Annotated in this window: 14 protein-coding genes; 10 read left to right on the top strand and 4 right to left on the bottom strand. The window is 63.9% G+C overall.

Going from position 1 to position 17,215, the window contains the following annotated elements:
- Positions 1 to 4: 4 nt before the first annotated feature.
- On the bottom strand, positions 5 to 1,621 hold the full coding sequence (locus PAE61_RS00710) for an ISL3 family transposase (protein ID WP_420873172.1): 1,617 nt from the start codon (positions 1,619 to 1,621) through the stop codon (positions 5 to 7).
- A 65-nt stretch (positions 1,622 to 1,686) separates the two neighbouring features.
- Positions 1,687 to 2,148: a transposase gene (locus PAE61_RS00705; RefSeq protein ID WP_271112134.1), complete on the bottom strand. Its 462-nt coding sequence runs from the start codon at positions 2,146 to 2,148 to the stop codon at positions 1,687 to 1,689.
- Positions 2,149 to 2,414: 266 nt separating this feature from the next.
- On the opposite strand from PAE61_RS00705, the gene PAE61_RS00700 reads away from it, so the two are divergent.
- Positions 2,415 to 3,590, top strand: coding sequence for an IS256 family transposase (locus PAE61_RS00700; RefSeq protein WP_271112072.1), 1,176 nt, complete (start codon positions 2,415 to 2,417; stop codon positions 3,588 to 3,590).
- Positions 3,591 to 3,815: 225 nt separating this feature from the next.
- On the opposite strand, the gene PAE61_RS00695 is transcribed toward PAE61_RS00700, so the two are convergent.
- Positions 3,816 to 4,502: a DUF6629 family protein gene (locus PAE61_RS00695; protein WP_139085422.1), complete on the bottom strand. Its 687-nt coding sequence runs from the start codon at positions 4,500 to 4,502 to the stop codon at positions 3,816 to 3,818.
- A 256-nt stretch (positions 4,503 to 4,758) separates the two neighbouring features.
- On the opposite strand from PAE61_RS00695, the gene PAE61_RS00690 reads away from it, so the two are divergent.
- The 8 genes from PAE61_RS00690 to PAE61_RS00655 are packed head-to-tail and all read left to right on the top strand — an operon-like array spanning position 4,759 to position 13,628.
- Entirely contained in the window at positions 4,759 to 5,121 is a 363-nt protein-coding gene (locus PAE61_RS00690) for an NADH-quinone oxidoreductase subunit A (RefSeq protein ID WP_061979516.1), read from the top strand.
- Positions 5,118 to 7,184, top strand: a complete 2,067-nt coding sequence (locus tag PAE61_RS00685; RefSeq protein WP_271112071.1) for a heavy metal-binding domain-containing protein — start codon at positions 5,118 to 5,120, stop codon at positions 7,182 to 7,184. Before PAE61_RS00690 ends, PAE61_RS00685 begins: the two co-directional genes overlap by 4 nt.
- On the top strand, positions 7,181 to 8,080 hold the full coding sequence (locus tag PAE61_RS00680) for a complex I subunit 1/NuoH family protein (protein WP_139085420.1): 900 nt from the start codon (positions 7,181 to 7,183) through the stop codon (positions 8,078 to 8,080). The genes PAE61_RS00685 and PAE61_RS00680 overlap by 4 nt, the downstream gene beginning before the upstream one ends.
- A complete protein-coding gene (locus PAE61_RS00675) occupies positions 8,077 to 8,592 on the top strand; it encodes an NADH-quinone oxidoreductase subunit J family protein (protein ID WP_139085418.1) in 516 nt (171 codons plus the stop codon). Before PAE61_RS00680 ends, PAE61_RS00675 begins: the two co-directional genes overlap by 4 nt.
- Complete coding sequence (gene nuoK / locus PAE61_RS00670; RefSeq protein ID WP_139085416.1) at positions 8,589 to 8,900, top strand: NADH-quinone oxidoreductase subunit NuoK; 312 nt, start codon at positions 8,589 to 8,591, stop codon at positions 8,898 to 8,900. Before PAE61_RS00675 ends, nuoK begins: the two co-directional genes overlap by 4 nt.
- 2 nt (positions 8,901 to 8,902) lie before the next feature.
- Entirely contained in the window at positions 8,903 to 10,792 is a 1,890-nt protein-coding gene (locus tag PAE61_RS00665; RefSeq protein WP_271112070.1) for an NADH-quinone oxidoreductase subunit 5 family protein, read from the top strand.
- A gap of 17 nt (positions 10,793 to 10,809) precedes the next feature.
- Entirely contained in the window at positions 10,810 to 12,270 is a 1,461-nt protein-coding gene (locus PAE61_RS00660) for a complex I subunit 4 family protein (protein ID WP_271112069.1), read from the top strand.
- The gene (locus PAE61_RS00655; RefSeq protein WP_230802079.1) at positions 12,270 to 13,628 is read left to right on the top strand and encodes an NADH-quinone oxidoreductase subunit N; all 1,359 of its coding nucleotides are present in this window, start codon (positions 12,270 to 12,272) and stop codon (positions 13,626 to 13,628) included. The genes PAE61_RS00660 and PAE61_RS00655 overlap by 1 nt, the downstream gene beginning before the upstream one ends.
- Before the next feature lie 49 nt (positions 13,629 to 13,677).
- On the opposite strand, the gene PAE61_RS00650 is transcribed toward PAE61_RS00655, so the two are convergent.
- Positions 13,678 to 14,532, bottom strand: coding sequence for a patatin-like phospholipase family protein (locus PAE61_RS00650; protein WP_271112133.1), 855 nt, complete (start codon positions 14,530 to 14,532; stop codon positions 13,678 to 13,680).
- Positions 14,533 to 14,847: 315 nt separating this feature from the next.
- Between PAE61_RS00650 and PAE61_RS00645 the strand changes: the two genes are divergently transcribed.
- Positions 14,848 to 17,214, top strand: a complete 2,367-nt coding sequence (locus PAE61_RS00645; RefSeq protein ID WP_271112068.1) for a heavy metal translocating P-type ATPase — start codon at positions 14,848 to 14,850, stop codon at positions 17,212 to 17,214.
- The last annotated feature ends 1 nt before the right edge of the window (position 17,215 follow it).

Here is a 17,215-nt window from a genome sequence, read left to right as displayed (position 1 = left end):
TGCCTCAATTTGTGTGGCGGAACGGTAGCATTCTCGCCCGCAACAATTCTGGACCGGCGCGACCGTACATTGCGCGTTTGAGGGTCTTCAGGCGGTTGATCTGACCTTCTGCCTGGCCGTTGCTCCAGAGCATCTCGATTGCATTTTTGACCGCATCGAAGTCCCGGTTCAAGGTACGGGCAAAGCGCACGATGGGCGCCAGATCGGTTTCAATCGCGTCGTCGATCCATGCAGGGAGCGGGTCTGCCTGGCGACCGCGAATGATACCATTGAACCGCATGGCGAGGCTGCGCATCGTTGCGAAGGCGGGAGAACCGGCCTTGAGCGCGTCGACTTTCCGCACCTGATCCGGGGTGAGCTTTCCGCGGGGTTTAACGCACAGGGCAGCCGCGATGACCGGGGAAATCGCGTGCCCCGTTTCCGGGTCCCGGACTGGCTTAAGTATCGCGTGCTCTACCTTGGGGTCGGTCGCTTGCTGTTCGGCTCTGCGCCAACCCGCCAGCAACCGCTGCAAATGCGTTTGACTCCCCTCGTAACCACGCTCTTGGATCAGACGGAACAGGGCGCTTCCAGTTCGAATGCCGTCCTTCCAGGATTGCTTCAGAAACTTTTCAAAATACCATGGGGAAGTCCGCTTCAAAGCGGCCCGCCTGCGGTCTGGCGGCGTCTCGAACTGCAGCCATTTCGCGATGCTGCGACGCGGAAACCCGGTTCGCCGCCCGATCTCGCTGCAGGAAAGCCCCTGATTTCGGAGCGCATGGATGGTGGTGAAAATCTCTTCCCGAGACGTCCTGTGCGCAAGGCGTGACTTCAGAAGCCTGCCGGCTGCGGTGATATTGTCTGCGTCGGACAGCAGCGCCCTGCCGGTCGCACGGCCGTGGAGGTTCATTTGCTCCTCGATGGCCTGCCGCAGGTTTTGCACGATATGGAACCGGTCAGCGACCTGCTTCGCCTGCGGTGCCCCTTGCCGTGCGGCCTGGGCGTAGAGACCACACCGATCTCTGCTGATCACCTCAAGCTCAGGATGACGCCTCAGCCAGTCGGTGCAGGTGACGACATCTCGATCCTCGAGAATGTCGATCACCACGCGACGCTCCAGATCCACAATGATCGTGCCGTAGGTTTGCGACTTCCGCCAGCTCCAGTCGTCGATCCCGATGACCGTTGGCGCCTCGCCGGCGCCGTGAGCACACTGTTTCAGATGCCTGAGCACCGTGTCATCGCTGACCCCAAGGCCCAAACGATGCAACAACCTCTCGGCAGGTCGTCCGCCGGTCGCATGCCCCAGATGACTGACAATCTCCCCGACACGCGAAGTCCGACGTGCAAATGGATGCGCAATCGAGGCGATCTGGTCCGAGAAAGTCCGGCGTGGGCAAGCGGGTGCCTGACATCGCCAACGGCAAATCGCGAGATCAACCGTTACCTTGTTTCCATGCGCGGGATAATCCTGAAGCCGCCGACGCCGCCAGCCGTGACGTCGGCGTGAATGGAATCCACAGTCTGGGCAGATGCCGTTGGGCGCCAAGACGCCGAATACAAGCCACCCGCCGCGTTCACTTCGCTCCACGCTTTGAACGGCAACATCGATCCCGGGTGACCAGTGCTTCTTCGAACCCACAACTATCCCTCCTGAATTTTCCAGTTTCAGGATAGTTGCGCCACACAAAGTGAGGCAGAGCCCGATTATGGGTCGGCCCCGCGTAGCATCTGGATCTGCGGCCAGATGGCGGCCCAGTAGGGCGCGGCCGTTGCGGCAAGTATCAAGGTCATGCGCCGGCCTGAAATGATGAGACGAGCGCCGGCGCGCAGCACGCGTTCCCGCAGGCGGCGCAGGCTCCAAGGGGCTTTCGTGGCGCGCGCCATGGCCCGGCGCGCCACGTGCATGATCTGGTAGGCGAGCATGGCGACGAGCAACCGGACTTCGTTGCAGGCGAAGGCATCGATGGGGGGCGTGACCGATTTCGGCTTCTTGCCGCGCAGATGGGTCTTGGCGCGATTGGTGGAGGACAGCGCTGGAGACAGCACGTCCATCAGCTCGCCCATGTGGCCTTCTGCTTTGCCGCGCTGGCGATAATGGTCCAGCAGGGCCTGCCCCTTCATCTGGAAGCGCGAGATCGAGGTGACGAGGAAGAAGCGGTCGAGCAGCAGATCGACACCTCGACTGACAGGCCCAAAGCGGCTCGGCCCCTATCCTGACCGTGAGCTGGATTGCCAAGAGGCACTGGAAGCGAGATTTGTCGCGCTGGTTGACGAGGCTGAAGCGGTCGGATGGGTGCGGACGGAGGTTTAGTTAGCGTCCGCGGACGTGGTGTAATTTCATCGCCGCCAGCGGTGTGATCCCGGGTGGCCATCGAGGTGTAAGATCGAGGTGGAGTTTCGACGCTTCAACCACGCACCTTACGGAGACCCCGATGACCAAGACGAACATGGACCTGTCCGAGCTTCTGGCCAAGCACGATCAGGGAGACTTTCTGCGCGGCATAGCCGAGGCCGTGCTGCAGCTGATCATGGAGACCGATGTGGAAGGTATCATCGGCGCCGGTCGCCACGAGCGCAGCGGCGAACGGACGACCTGGCGGAACGGGTATCGAGAGCGCGCTCTCGATACCCGTTTGGGCACGCTGAACCTGCGGGTGCCGAAGCTGCGCCAAGGCAGCTACTTCCCGGGCTTCCTGGAGGCCCGCAAGACATCCGAGCAGGCGTTGGTGGCCGTGATCCAGGAGGCGTGGATCGGCGGCGTCTCCACCCGCCGCGTCGACGAGTTGGTGCAGGCAATGGGGCTGAGCGGCATCTCGAAGAGCACGGTGTCCAAGCTGTGCAAGGACATCGATGAGCGGGTCGGTGAGTTCCTGAACCGCCCGCTGAGCGGGGAGTGGCCCTATGTCTGGCTGGATGCCACCTATCTCAAGGTGCGTCAGGGCGGCCGGATCGTGCCAGTCGCGGCCATAATCGCTGTCGCCGCCAACACCGAAGGACGCCGCGAAATCATCGGTCTGGGCATCGGCCCATCCGAGGCCGAGACGTTCTGGACCGAGTTCCTGCGCTCGCTGCGGGCCCGGGGTCTCGGTGGCGTCCGGCTGGTCATCAGCGACGCCCATACCGGTCTCAAGGCCGCCATCGCCCGCGTGTTCGAAGCCACTTGGCAAAGGTGTCGCGTTCACTGGATGCGCAACGCGCTGGCACACGTCTCGCGCGGCCAGCACACCGTGGTCGCCGCCGCGATCCGGCAAGCCTTCGACCAGCCCGACCGCGCCCATGCGGGCGAGACCTGGCACAAGGTGTCCGAGCAGCTGCGTCCGCGATGGCCCAAGCTGGCCGATCTGATGGACGCCAGCGAGCATGACGTGCTGGCCTACATGTCCTTCCCTCGCCAGCATCGCACCAAGCTTCACAGCACGAATCCAATCGAGAGGCTGAACAAGGAGGTGAAGCGGCGTGCCGATGTTGTCGGGATCTTCCCGAACGAGGCTTCCATCATGCGCCTGATCGGCGCCGTGCTGTTCGAGCAGAATGACGAATGGCAGACCTCTAGCCGATACATGATGGTCGAAGCCTTCGCCCAAATCGACAAGGAGGAGCCAAATTGATCCGGCGGATCGATTTCGGTGAAGAGGATCGGAAAATCGTGGCCGCCGATATGGGGTTGAACCGCAATGCCCTTGGCGTTCGGCTGCACAGGGCGCGCGCTGCTCTGCGCGAGGCGATCCAATACCATTGTGGAGCCTGCTGCCTGGAGGATCCCGATGATTGCTACTGCCCAGTCTAGCGCCGAAGCGATCCCCTACTGCGACAAGCAAAGCTAGGCGACGGAATCAGGCGAACAATTCAGGGCATTCACGGGCGCATTTGTTGGTCAAAATGATGTACACCAGATGCAGCGTTGCGAGCCCCGCCAGCAGGCAGAAAAACGAAATGTAGGCAAACTGGAGAAAGGCGATATCGATCACGATCACCGCCACCAGCGTCAGGGCGAAATGGCGCATATGTTTGTAATGCGACAGCGCTGGCGGGAGGGTGATAAGGGTCACATAGATTGTATTGGTCAGCCAGCGTGGCATCATGAAATCCAGCCACATGGATTTTTCATAGGCCAGAGACTGATTGTTGACCTCGACCACCACCATGTCACTGTTTAGCCCGTGCGGTATGTAAAGCAGCAGTCCGAAAGCCAGCCCGATCAACGCCATGAGGCGGAACAACCGCTTTCGGGGGCTGTCGTCCGGTTCAAGCACGTAGACCGAGAAGGGGACCCAGATCGGCCACATGAACCAGGTGAAAAAGATGAACCCCATTGCCCCCCACAAAACCGTCAGGGGATCGTTTCCGTTCATGCCGACCCAGACAAAACCCTCGGTAAACTGCTGCAGTCCGGCGAAAAGCGGCATCAGGGCAAGCGGGAGATAGCGTTTGTTGCGCCGCCAAGCCACAATTGAAATGGCCGTGCCGCCGCCAACAAGAAAAACACTGGCGGCAAAGCTGACTTGAGCGGACAGGCACATTTGACTTCCCTCTGTCCTGTTTGTTCGGATCGTCAATCATGCAACGCTAAATCACCGGCCACCCAATTGGAAGAAACCAATTGGAGACCTGTGTTCTTGAAGTCCCAAGCCCGGAATTTTCGGAGAGCTGTAATGATCCGCAGCTCAAAGCGTCTGTGCATAACGGCAGCATGGCCGCTGGCGTTAGTTTGATTGTGCCGTTCTGCTTAAACCCTTAACACTTTAGAGAGTCGAGCACCCGAAGGAGGTAACACGGATGAGCGAGCTTTCCCAATACGCGATCCTTTTCGGGCTGAGTGTCGGTGTGTTCGGTTTCGTGCTAAGCCTTTACGGGCTCGCCCGGGCCATCGGGCGCACGCGCTCGGAACCGGGCAAGGACGTGCCCGCCACGGCCGGTACCTTGTCGCGCGATCCGGTCTGGGTCCGCTATCATGCGCGCTATGCCGGTTATGCGCTGCTGTTTCTGGCCTTCGACATGGAGATGGCGTTCATGTATCCGTGGGCGGTCGTCTACCGCGAAGAAGGGCTGATCGCATTGCTCGACATGGGCGTTTTCCTCTCAATCCTGTTCCTGGGCCTGCTCTATGGCTGGAGCCAGGGCGCGTTGAGGCGGCAATGACCATAGCCGGGGCGCGAGAGGGCGCGATGTACGGGATCAGGCGGGCGGTCGCGGCGGCCATGGCGCGCGATCTGACGGCCTTTGTGCTGCCCGGCCCGTCTGTCGCGCGGTCGATGGGGATCGACCTTGCCAATGCGCACCTGCGTGTTGTAGGCACCCCGCGCCATGCCGACGTTCTCATCGTCGTCGGCCCGATTCCGGACGGTCTGCGCGATGCCGCCGCCGTCACCTACGCGCAGATGCCGCGCCCCCGCGCGATCCTGGCACTGGGCGCAGGCGACATCGCCCCGTTGCCCGATGCGGACGTGTCGGCCCCGCTGACACGGGCCGGGCTGGCCGATCTGCGCCGCGTGATCGCCGCGGGCGCGTTTCGCGCTGACAGCGGGGAGTTTAACGCCCCCGCTCTTGAGGTGCGCGTGGAATACACTTGCCCGATGCACCCCGAAATCGTCCGCGACGCCCCCGGAGACTGCCCCAAATGTGGCATGACGCTGGTGCCGCGCGAAACAGCGTCCGATGGACATGGTGGGCACGGTGGCCACGACATGCCCCGGGAGGACAGGCCAAACCCCGCCGATCACGCACATGCGGGCCACGCTCACGACGCGGGCGGGTCGGGGGCATACACTTGCCCGATGCACCCCGAGGTGATCAGCGACGCACCGGGCAAGTGCCCCAAATGCGGCATGAACCTGGCGAAGGCGGAGGAGGTGGAAAGCCACGGTCACGGGCATGGGCATGGGCATGGGCACGCAAGCCACGCGCCCTCCGCGCATGGCGATCATGCCGGTCACGACGACAAGGCGGGCGGGTCGGGGGCATATAGTTGCCCGATGCACCCCGAGGTGATCAGCGATGCACCGGGCAAGTGCCCTAAATGCGGCATGAACCTGGTGAAGGCGGAGGAGGTGGAAAGCCACGGTCCCGGTCACGGTCACGGGCATGGCGGTCACGGCGGTCATGGCAAACAGCAGGACCATTCCGGCCACGATGGGCATGCCGGACATGGCGGCCACTCCAAGGCCACTATCGACGGGATCGAGCCGCATTTCATGTCGATGGTCGAGATGACCAAGGACCAGCCGCGCAGCAGCGACGGGTTACAGATGGACTGGATCAAGGTGCCGTTCGGGCCGTTCTTTCCCGGCCTGCCGGCTGGGCTGCGGCTGACGTTGACGCTGGATGGCGATACCGTTGCGGCCAGCGACGCCACGAGCCTTGTCGGCGCGACGGATTTGATGGATGGGCCGCAGATGAGGGTGGCCGATTTCGTCGAGCGTCTGGCCACCATGATGCCGCTCAGCAGCGTGTCCTATCGCGCGCTGGCTTGCGCTGCGATTGAGGTGGCCGCCGGCGTCGAGCCCGACCATGACGCGCGCCGTGGCCGCGCCGCCGCCGTGGAACGCGAGCGGATCGCCAGCCACCTGAACTGGCTGGCCGAGTTCGGCCTTCAGTCGGGTTTTTTGTGGCTCGCCGCGCGCGCTGGGGCGTTGCAACTGGCCGTTCAAGGTGCCGACGTTGCCGGGATTGCCACGCAGGCTGGGGCGATCCGGCGGCTGTCGCGCCGGGTGCAGGCGGCCCCGCTGATGCGGATGCGGCTTAGACGCATCGCGCGCATCGGCAATGACGCCCCGGCCAGCGGCCCGGTGGACCGGGCGCGAGGTGGCGGATCGGATGCCCGAACGGGTGATCCAACGCTGAAGGATCTCGGGTTCGAAATGCGCGTCCGCAACGGCGGCGATGCGCTGGCGCGGCTGCGGCTGCGCTGCGACGAGATCGCCCAAAGCCTCGACCTGATCGCGGCCGCCGGGATGATTGCTGTGCCGCAGGTGCCGGATGTGGACAGGGTGTCGGGCGAGGGCGAGGCTCGCATCGAAACACCGCGCGGCACGGCGTCGCTGCGCGTGAAGCTGGCCAATGGCAAGGTGGTCGAGGCCGATCTCGACACGCCGACAGACGTGAACATCGCCCTTGTCGAAACGGTGACGGCGCAGCAGGAACTGGGCGATGCCCTGAGCGCCGTTGCCTCGCTCGACCTGTCGCCCTGGGAGGTGCGTGGATGAGCATTCTTGTCGTTCTCCTGTCGCTCGCCGCCGGGGCCTATGCGCTGGCCGTCATCGAACGATGGGCCGTGCATGGGCACCTGAGCCTGACCGGTCCGGCCTGGGCCGCCTTGGCGCTTATGGGGCGGGAATCGCTGCTGGCGCGCAAATCTGACCGGTTGTTCTTTGAGCTTGGGCCGGTGCTGCTTTTGGTGGCGGGGCTGATGGCGGTGGCAGTGATCCCGCTGGCGCCGGGGCTTATCATCACCGACCTGGCGACCGGAGCGCTGTTTTTGAACGCTGCGCTGGCCTATGTGCTGGTGGCGCTGATCATGGCGGGCTGGGGGCCGAACGGGGCCTACGCCATGATCGCGGGCTGGCGGTTCCTGGGCCAGTTCATTGCCTATGCCATGCTGATCGTGATGCCGATCACCGCCGTCGCCATGCGGGCGGAGTCGCTCTCGACGGTTGAGATCGTCGCCTCGCAGGCGCAGCTCTGGAACGTGCTGTACCAGCCGATGGGGTTTGTCCTGTTCGTCGTGGCGGCGATGGGGCTGGCCTGGCTGCCGCCGCTGGACCTGCCCGATGCGACCGGCGAATTGGCCGGCGGGGTCGAGGCGGAATATACCGGCGTGCGGCTGGCAGTGCTGCGGCTGGCGCGGATGGTCATTATCCTGGCGCTGGCGGGGGCGACCGTGACCTTCTATCTGGGCGGCTGGCTGGGCCCGTGGCTGCCCGCGTGGGCCTGGAGCGCGATCAAGATCCTGGCCGTGGCCGCGGCCATGCTGAGCGTCGGGCGCTATATGCCGCGCATCCGCGAAGCGCGTTACCTGGCGCTGAGCTGGAAGCTAGGGATCTCGCTGGCGCTGGCCAATATCTTTGTCGTGGGCGTGATCGCGCTGGTGGTGCCGATATGACGGTTCAGATGATCTTCTTGGCGTTCTTCGGCGGCGCGGCGGTGTGGTTCGGCGTCGTGGTTTTCCGCACCCATTCGATGGTGCGCTCGGCGCTGGCGCTGCTGTTTTCGCAAACCGCGATAGGGGCGATGTTTCTGGTCATGCAGGCCGAGTTTCTGGGCGTGTTGCAGATCATGATGATGGCCACGGAAATGAGCGTGATGGCGATTTTCATGGTGATGTTCATGATGGATCCCGGCGGCATGGGCAAAATGGACATGACCCACCAGAAACGCCTGTCGCTCTGGGCCGGGGGCATTGGGCTGCTGGCGGCGCTGCTGCTGGTCTGGCTGCCCGATTGGGGTCCGGTCGCCCTGTCTGTGCCGGGTGCGCATGAACAGGCCGCCGATCTGGGCCGCGAATTGCTGGGCCGGTCAATGTTCATCTTCCAGTCGGCAGGGCTGACCATCCTGACGGCCATGGTTGCGGCCACGATGGTGGCCATCGTCCCCAACGCGGAGCAGAGCAAATGATTGTGGAGATGATGATCGCGCTCAGCGTCGGCGCGGGGCTGTTTGGTATCGGTCTTTACGGCGCGCTGAGCCAGACGAACCTGGTGATGATCATCATGGGGGTCGAGCTGATTTTGGCCGCAGCACTGGTCAATCTGGTGGCCTTCTGGCGCTATCTGCATCCCGATGAACCGGCCGGTCAGATGTTCGTGCTGATCGTGATGGCGGTGATGGCGGTCGAAATGGCGGTCGGCTTTGCCATCGCCATCGCGCGGTTCCGGGTGCGCGGGTCGGTTGAGATGGAAGAAGCGCGCGAGTTGAAGGGATGACGATGCTGGCGCTCATTATCCTTGCGCCGCTGCTGGCGGGTCTCGCGGCGCTTGTGCTGCGCCGCGCACCCGAAGCGATTGCACTGGCGGGCGTCGGCCTTGGGTTTGTCGCGGCGATGGCGTTGCTGGCGGGGATCGTTTCCGGTGGCACCATGCAACTGGTCCTGCCGGGGCTGCCGCAGATGCCGCTGCGGTTGGTCGCGACGCCGCTGACGGCGGTGTTTTCGGCCATGGTGGCGACGGTGGCGGCCTGTGTGCTGATCTACGCTGTCGGTTACATGCGCAGCGACCCCGAGAAGCCGCGCTTTTTCGGGATCCTGCTGCTGTTTGTCGCCGCGATGCAGGCGCTGGTTCTGGCGGGCGACTGGATCACCGTGCTGGCGGCGTGGGAACTGATCGGTTTTTCCAGCTATCTGCTGATCGGGTTCTGGCATGGGCGTGACGGCGTGCCCGGTGCCGCGATGCGGGCGTTTCTGTATACCCGCAGCGCCGATCTGGGGCTTTATCTGGGGATTTTCGTGCTGATCGGCTGGGCCGGCACCGCGGAAATCTCGGCCACGTTGGATATCACCGGCACGCCCGCACTGGTCGCCGGGTTGCTGTTGCTGATCGGCGCGATGGGCAAGTCGGCGCAGGTGCCGTTGCAGGACTGGTTGCAGCGCGCCATGGCCGGCCCGACGCCGGTCTCCGCTTTGCTGCATTCCGCGACTCTGGTGGCGGCGGGGGCGATCCTGCTGATCCGCGTGACCCCGATGCTGCCCGCAGGCGCGCTGATTGCGGTCGGGCTGGTGGGCGGCGTCACCGCCGTCGTTGCCGGCCTGATCGCGCTGGCCGAGCGGGACCTGAAGCGGCTGCTGGCCGCCTCGACCTCCAGCCAGTACGGGCTGATGCTGCTGGCCATTGGCGCGGGGGTGCCGGTGGCGGCGCTGCTGCACCTTATCGCCCACGCGGCGATAAAGAGCACGCTTTTTCTGGGGGCGGGTGTGTTCCAGCATGATCGCGACAGCACCGACATGGATGCGGTCGCGGGCGCGGGCCGGGCACGACCGCTGGTGCTGGCCGCTTTCGGCATTGCTGCTTTGGCGCTGGCGGGGATCCCGCCGCTGGCGGGGTTCTTTTCCAAGGACGCGATCCTTGCCGCCGCGCTGGCGGCCCCCGGGGTCGTATGGCTCGCGCCGCTGGCGCTGGCAGGCACGGTGCTGACCGGGGCCTATATGGCGCGGGCGCTGCGGGTGCTGTGGCAGGGCGAGGCCCAGCCCGTTCTGGGCAAGGGGATGGGCTGGATGGGTGCGGGCATGGCGGTGCTGACGGCGCTGGCGGCGGGGCTTGGGTTCGCCTTCACGCCGCTGGAACATCTGCTTGAGGCCGAACTGCCGCCGGAAGGAACCGCGATGATCCTCGGGCTTATGGCGGCGCTGAGCGGCCTGGTGCTGGGCTGGTTCATCCAACCTACTCGCCTGATGGGGCCGGTTCTGCCGATGGCGCAGCGCGGCTTTGCCGTCGCGGGCGGTATGGACGGGCTGGTGCTGCGCCCGTCGCTGGCTTTTGCCGCCGCCTGTGAAGGTTTCGAACGGCGTCTGCTGGCGTCGCAACTTGGCCTTGTGCGGATCTTGAGCCTTGGCACCGCATCCAGTGCCGAGCGTTCAGACAACCGGCTTTATGCCGCGACCCTTCAGGTGGGCCGGATGAACCTGCGCCTGGGTGACAGCGCCGAGACCACCGACACAAAAGGCATCGACGGGCTGATCTTCGGCCTTGTCGACCGGACAATTGCCGCCGGCCGCCGCCTGCGCCTGCTGCAAAGCGGGCTCATCCACCGCGAACTCGCCCTGACCGTCATGGGCATTGCCGTCATCGCGGCGGTGCTGCTGATCTTACCGATGTCCTCCTGAAGAAAGACGACCCCGCCATGCCCCTTCTCTCGGTCTCCGTCTTTTTGCCGCTTCTTGGTGGCGTGCTGCTGATGGCCCTGCCAAACAAGTCGGCGCGCATCGCCCATGGCGTTTCCATCGCCACCACCGGGCTGACCTTCGTGGTGACGCTGGCGATCTGGGCGCGGGGCACGCTGCCAGGCGGTTTCGCGCAGGTCGAGGAGATCGCATGGATCCCGGCCATCGGCGCGGCCTACCGGCTGGGCATCGACGGGCTAAGCCTGCCGCTGATCCTGCTGACCTCGCTGCTGTTTTTCCTGTCGGCAATCTATGCGGCGCGGATCACCGACCGCCCGGCGGTCTTTGTCGCGCTGATGCTGATGCTGGAGACCGCGTCGATCGGCACTTTCGCGGCGCTGGACGCGCTCCTGTTCTACGTCTTCTTTGAAGTGTCGCTGGTCGGCATGTACTTCATGATCGTCGGCTGGGGCTATGAAGAACGCCAGCGCGCCGGGCTGATGTTCTTCATCTACACGCTGCTAGGCTCGCTGCCGCTGTTGCTGGCGATCATCGGGCTGTATCTGGCCACGGGAAGTTTTGACATGCGGCTGTGGATCGAGGCGCCGCCACTGACTGGGCTGGCGGCGATGCTGGCGCTGATCGCGATGCTGTTCACCTTCGCGGTCAAGATCCCGTCCTTTCCAGTGCATACTTGGCTGCCCGCGGCCCACGTGCAGGCCCCGACCGTGGGCAGCGTGATCCTCGCCGGGGTGATGCTGAAATTCGGCACATACGGCCTTGTGCGTTTCGCCTTACAGATGACGCCCGACGCCTTTGCGCAGGCCGGTCAGGTGGTGCTGGCCTTTGGCGTATTCAGCGCCCTTTACGGTGCCTTCGTGGCGCTGGCGCAGTCAGATCTGAAGAAGATGATCGCCTATACGTCGGTGAACCACATGGGCTATGTGGTGATCGGCGTCGCGGTGGCGGCGCTGACGCTGGACCCTGACTTGCGGGCGGTCGCGCTCAATGGTGCGACCTTGCAGATGGTCAGCCACGGCGTCGTCACCGGGGCGTTGTTCTTTCTCGTCGGCATGTTGCAGTCGCGCGCCCACGAACGCGAGATGACCGCGTTCGGCGGGCTGCTGGGGCAGGTGCCATGGCTGGGCTGGGCCTTCGTGCTGTCGGCCTTTGCCTCGCTCGGGCTGCCGGGGTTGGCGCATTTCCCGGCTGAATTTCAGATCTTCCTGGCCACGCTGAATGCTCAGCCCTGGGCCATCGTGGCGATTATCGCCATTGTGGTGACGGCGGGGCTTTACCTGCGCGCGATCGCGGCGGTATTTCTGGGCGAGCCGAACGAGAAATGGGCGGCGATGCCCGATCTGGACCGCGGCGAGATGCAGGCCGTCGTGCCGCTGCTCATCCTCATCATCCTTATCGGGGTCGCGCCGTCCTGGTTGCTGGGCATGATCGACGCGACGATGCGGGCACTGCAATTCTAATGGCGCGCGACCTGTCCTTTCTGTTTCCCGAGCTGATGCTGGCCTCCACTGTCGTGCTGATGCTGGTGGCCGAGATGCTGCGCGCGCCCCGTCTGGCGTTGGCGTTCGGGCTGATCGGGCTGGGTCTGTCCACCGCGCTGACCCTTCCGCTGCTGGAGGCCGACACCAGCGTCTTTGGCGGCACCTACCGCGTCGATCTGCTGTCCGGCTGGGCCAAGTTGATCTTGCTGCCGGGCACCGCGCTGGCGCTTTTGATGACGCGGGCCGAGATCGCCGGGAAGGACCGCGAGGGCAGCGTTTATGTGCTGCTGTGCCTGGTGACGCTGGGGGCGCTGATGCTGGCGGGCGGTGGCGACATGATGCTGCTGGTCCTGGGCGTGGTCCTGACGGGCCTCGGCTCCTTCGCGATGGTGGCCTGGCCGCGCAACGATGCCGCGACCGAGGCGGCGATGAAATATCTGGTGTTCGGCGCCGTCACCGGATCGGTGATGATCTACGGGCTGACCTTCTGGTTCGGTGGGGCCGGGTCGACGCTCTTTTCCGAGCTCGGGGCGCTCGATGGCAAGCCGCTGATCGCGCTGGCGGGGCTGGTCGCGGTGCTGATCGGGCTGGGCTACAAGGCGGCGCTGGTGCCGTTCCAGTTCTGGGCACCGGACGCCTATGACGGCGCGCCGGTCTCGGTCGCGGCGTTCCTGTCGGTCATCACCAAGGTTGCCGCGATCTTCGCCTTTGCGCAGGTGCTGCGCGATCTGCCGGTAGCCACCGGCTGGCCGTTCGTCGTCGCGCTGATCGCGGCAGTGACGATGACACTCGGCTATCTGGCGGCTCTGGTGCAGACCAATGCCGTGCGGCTGCTGGCCTATTCTTCGGTTGCGCAGGCGGGCTATTTCATGATGGGGATCGTGGCGCTCGGTACCAGCGCGCTGGCCCTGCCTTCGGTAATCGTGTTTGGTGCGGCCTATGTGGCGATGAACCTGGGAGCCTTTGCAGTCATAATGATCGCGGGCCGCAATCTGGACGATTTCAAGGGGTTCGGCCGCGCGCGACCGGTGGTCGGCGTGGCGATGGTCGTGTTCCTGCTGTCGCTCACCGGCATTCCGCCGCTCTTCGGCTTTGTCGGCAAGGTGCTGCTGTTCGGCGCCGCGATCGAGACCGGCTATCTGTGGCTGGCGGTGATCGGCATCCTCAACAGTGTGCTGGCGCTGGCGGTCTATCTGCGCATAGTGGTGTCGATGTATCAGGCGCGCGAGGGCGATGCGGGCCGGACTGAGATGGCGCCGCCGCTGTTGGTCGTTCTCTGGGCGACCGCGCTGGTCACGGCGCTGATGGGGCTATTTGCGGGAGTGTTTCCCGGCTGACTTAAGGCGCGGTTTTGTGCCAGTCGGTCAAAGTGGTGATCTTGCTATCCTAGCCTGCCAGCGGCTCGGCCATTCGCTCCGCATTCCCGGGATTAAGCAGCGTCTCGATATCACCATAAGCGCGGCGGGTGGCCACGGCCCCAGCCGCGATACAGTGGCGCTTTAGACCGAATTCAAGTGTGCCGATCGACCGTCCGAATTCAGGCCGGATCACCAGATCCGCCTGCGCGAACCGCAACCGTGCATGTTCATACTGGCAGACTTCTATGGATCGCAGCATCGCCTGCATCCCGTTTTTCGGGCCAATGGTGTTTTCGCGCTGGCTTGGGTCGACGGCGATCACGATCTCGGCACTTGTAGCCCTCGCAACGTCGACCGGCGCTATGTCTGCGTAAGCCCCGTCCATCAGCACATGCGGTCCATCGACCAGGGGTGGCAATATTCCGGCGAGCGCCGCGCTTGCATAGATGTAATCTGTGGCATTCCCCTTGCCGAAAACCACACGTTTCCCGGTCAGCATATCCGTCGCGCAGACAAAGATCGGGATGCGACCATTCTCAAGATTTTTACCTTGCGTCAGACTGGACAGGACGCTGCGGCCCCATGTCTCGGTAGGCGCTCCAACTCCCCAGCCAAAGTACATGTCCCGCGCGGCAAGCAAAGCGGTTCGAAGGCCTTTCATCCGAGCGGTTAGACCTGGCAAGCGAAAGTCCGGGGTTGCCGGAAACCCGCTGGTGTCCATGGCGACCAATGCGTCGAACCAATCGTCGTTCATGGCGTATGTGGTGCCGACGACCGCACCCATGGACACCCCTACGATCGCGCTCGGGGTATAGCCCCTTGCGACGAGGGCGCGTAGGACACCGGCGTGTGACAGGCCTCTCGCCCCGCCACCACTTAACACGAGGGCAAAGGATTTGTGCGTCTTGCCGACTGGTTTCGTGAAATCCGTCAATGTTCAGCCTTCATGTTCGAAAAACGCATACAGCAGCCGCATGTTCGCTTAAACCCTGCATCGAAATAGACGCTGAACGAGGGATATCGTTACGAAATGAATTGTAACTGACGTATCTCGGTCACTTACTCGAGAAGGTGGAACACGCCAAAAAATCAAACCGTAACGATTTTTGCCAACCAACGTTGTAACGTCAGAGAGTGGGCAACGTCTATTTACCTAAACGGTCGTTCTCGATCGCAAGGAAAGTGGACAGGAGCCAACATGAAATCATTGACCCTTGAGGTCCGCGGGCTGTTCGAGGAACTCGATCATCTCGCGGTCGAACGCCATTTGTCAGCTCTCGACGGAGTGCACAGAGCCGAAGCGAACCCGGCATCGGAAAGCGTGACAGTCCAATACGACGAGACGGCAGTGGGCGAGGAAGAGCTGCGCAACACGGTTGAGGCCTGCAGATTCCACTGCGCCGGGGAGCGGGTTCCGAACCATGTCTGCCATGCCGACCATCAAATGTCTGGCGCAGAGGCCCCGGCTGGCCACGACGCGATGGCGCACGAGATGGGCCACGGCGGTGGCATGGACATGGCCAGCATGGTCCGCGACATGCGCAACCGCTTCTGGGTGGCGCTGCTGTTCACCATCCCGATCTTCACTTATTCGCCAATGGGTGGCCTGTTCACGCCACCCGCGCCGCCCTTCGGGCTGGAACTGGATCTGTGGCTGTTCTTCCTGGGTAGTGCCGCGATTATCTGGCCAAGCTGGCCGTTCTTCGTCGCCGCCTGGCGCGCCTTGCGCAACGGCATCCTGAACATGGCGGTCCTGGTCGTGCTGTCGGTTGGCACCGGTTATGTGTTCAGCGTCGGGTCTACCTTCTTCTTTCCGGGCGTGCAATTCTACGAGGCGGTGGCGGTGCTGCTGGTGTTCATCCTGTTGGGTCACTGGCTGGAGATGCGCGCGCGGGCAGGGGCCTCGGCGGCGATCCGGGCGCTTCTCGATCTTGCGCCGCCGATGGCGACCGTTATCCGCGACGGGCAAGACGTCGAGGTGCCTACCTCCGAAGTACTTGAGGGCGAGATCGTGCTGATCCGGCCCGGCAACAAGATCCCTGTGGATGGCGAGGTTGTCGAAGGCGCATCACTGGTCGACGAATCCATGCTGACAGGCGAGTCCATGCCGGTCAACAAGATCGTTGGCGACACCGTGATTGGCGCCACCATCAACAAGAGCGGCAGTTTCCGTTACCGCGCCACCAAGGTCGGGGCCGACACCGCGCTGGCGCAGATCGTCAAGCTGGTGCAGGAGGCGCAGAACTCCAAGGCACCCGCCCAGCTTCTGGCCGACAAAGCCTCACAATGGCTGGTGCTGATCGCCGTCGTGATCGGACTTGCAACCTTCGCGGTCTGGTTCTGGTGGATCGGCTCTCCGCTTTTGTTCGCACTGACGCTGACGATCACCGTCTTCGTTATCGCCTGCCCGGACGCGCTTGGGCTTGCTACGCCGATGGCGGTGATGGTGGGCACAGGCTTAGGGGCGCAGCACGGTATCCTGTTCAAGAATGCGGGTGCGCTGGAAGGCGCGACAAAGCTTGACGTGATCATCTTCGACAAGACCGGCACGTTGACGATGGGCGAACCGCGCGTGGTCGAAGTCGTGGCTGCTGAGGACAGCACCGAAGATGACGCGCTGCGTGCTGCGGCGGCCGTCGATCGCGGCTCGGACCACCCGCTGGCGCTCGCCATTGTCGAACGCGCGGCGGACCTCGACGTCCCGCAGATGGCCGAGTTTCTCAACCTCGAAGGCCGCGGCGCGCGCGCCGAAGTCGCAGGCAAGACCGTGCTGGTCGGCAATCGGCGCCTGATGGACGAGGAGGGTATCGACGTCGGCACCCTGACGGCGGAGGCCGAGCGCCTGAAGGACGAGGGCCGCACGGTTGTGCATGTGGCGCAGGGCGGACGGATGCTGGGCCTGATCGCCATCGCTGATGCGCCGCGTCCGAGCGCCAAGGCCACCGTGGCCAAGCTGCGCGCACGCGGCGTCGAGGTGGCGATGCTGACCGGCGACAACGAAGGTACCGCAAGGCGGATCGCGGGCGAGCTGGGCATCGACATTGTGCTGGCAGATGTTCTTCCGGGCCAAAAGGCCGAGAAGGTCAAAGAGCTTCAGGCCCAGGGTAAGAAGGTCGGCATGGTCGGTGACGGTGTCAACGACGCACCCGCGTTGACCCAGGCCGATGTCGGATTTGCCATCGGTGCGGGCACCGACGTGGCGATGGAAAGCGCCGATGTCGTGCTGATGAAAAGCGATCCCTACGATGTCGTGGGGGCCATCGAGTTGTCGCGCGCCACCTTGCGCAAGATGCACCAGAACCTGTTCTGGGCCGTGGCTTACAACGTGGTCGCCTTTCCGATGGCGGCAGGGGTGTTTTATCCGTTGATCATCAGCCCCGCCGTGGCAGCACTTGCCATGTCGGGCAGCTCCGCGCTGGTGGCGGTCAACGCGCTGCTGCTGAAACGAACGCGGCTGGAAGGTATTGGTGCGGGCAAGAGTGGGTCCGCCAGCGGCGGCGGTCAGGGCGATGCGCAGGCAGGCCAGGTGCCGCTTCACGCCGGACACTCGCAGAAATCACATTGAA

This window comes from Paracoccus aerodenitrificans (assembly GCF_027913215.1).
In the GTDB taxonomy this organism is placed as follows: domain Bacteria; phylum Pseudomonadota; class Alphaproteobacteria; order Rhodobacterales; family Rhodobacteraceae; genus Paracoccus; species Paracoccus aerodenitrificans.
Note: the sequence above shows the minus strand (reverse complement) of the source record. Positions and strands in the feature narration are given on the sequence as shown.

Excerpts from the sequence above, each read along its gene's own strand:
- nuoK (WP_139085416.1), top strand. The coding sequence starts at position 8,589 with ATGATTGTGGAGATGATGATCGCGCTCAGCGTCGGCGCGGGGCTGTTT.
- PAE61_RS00685 (WP_271112071.1), top strand. The coding sequence starts at position 5,118 with ATGACCATAGCCGGGGCGCGAGAGGGCGCGATGTACGGGATCAGGCGG.
- PAE61_RS00700 (WP_271112072.1), top strand. The coding sequence starts at position 2,415 with ATGACCAAGACGAACATGGACCTGTCCGAGCTTCTGGCCAAGCACGAT.
- PAE61_RS00690 (WP_061979516.1), top strand. The coding sequence starts at position 4,759 with ATGAGCGAGCTTTCCCAATACGCGATCCTTTTCGGGCTGAGTGTCGGT.
- PAE61_RS00665 (WP_271112070.1), top strand. The coding sequence starts at position 8,903 with ATGCTGGCGCTCATTATCCTTGCGCCGCTGCTGGCGGGTCTCGCGGCG.
- PAE61_RS00660 (WP_271112069.1), top strand. The coding sequence starts at position 10,810 with ATGCCCCTTCTCTCGGTCTCCGTCTTTTTGCCGCTTCTTGGTGGCGTG.
- PAE61_RS00675 (WP_139085418.1), top strand. The coding sequence starts at position 8,077 with ATGACGGTTCAGATGATCTTCTTGGCGTTCTTCGGCGGCGCGGCGGTG.
- PAE61_RS00680 (WP_139085420.1), top strand. The coding sequence starts at position 7,181 with ATGAGCATTCTTGTCGTTCTCCTGTCGCTCGCCGCCGGGGCCTATGCG.
- PAE61_RS00695 (WP_139085422.1), bottom strand. The coding sequence starts at position 4,502 with ATGTGCCTGTCCGCTCAAGTCAGCTTTGCCGCCAGTGTTTTTCTTGTT.
- PAE61_RS00645 (WP_271112068.1), top strand. The coding sequence starts at position 14,848 with ATGAAATCATTGACCCTTGAGGTCCGCGGGCTGTTCGAGGAACTCGAT.
- PAE61_RS00655 (WP_230802079.1), top strand. The coding sequence starts at position 12,270 with ATGGCGCGCGACCTGTCCTTTCTGTTTCCCGAGCTGATGCTGGCCTCC.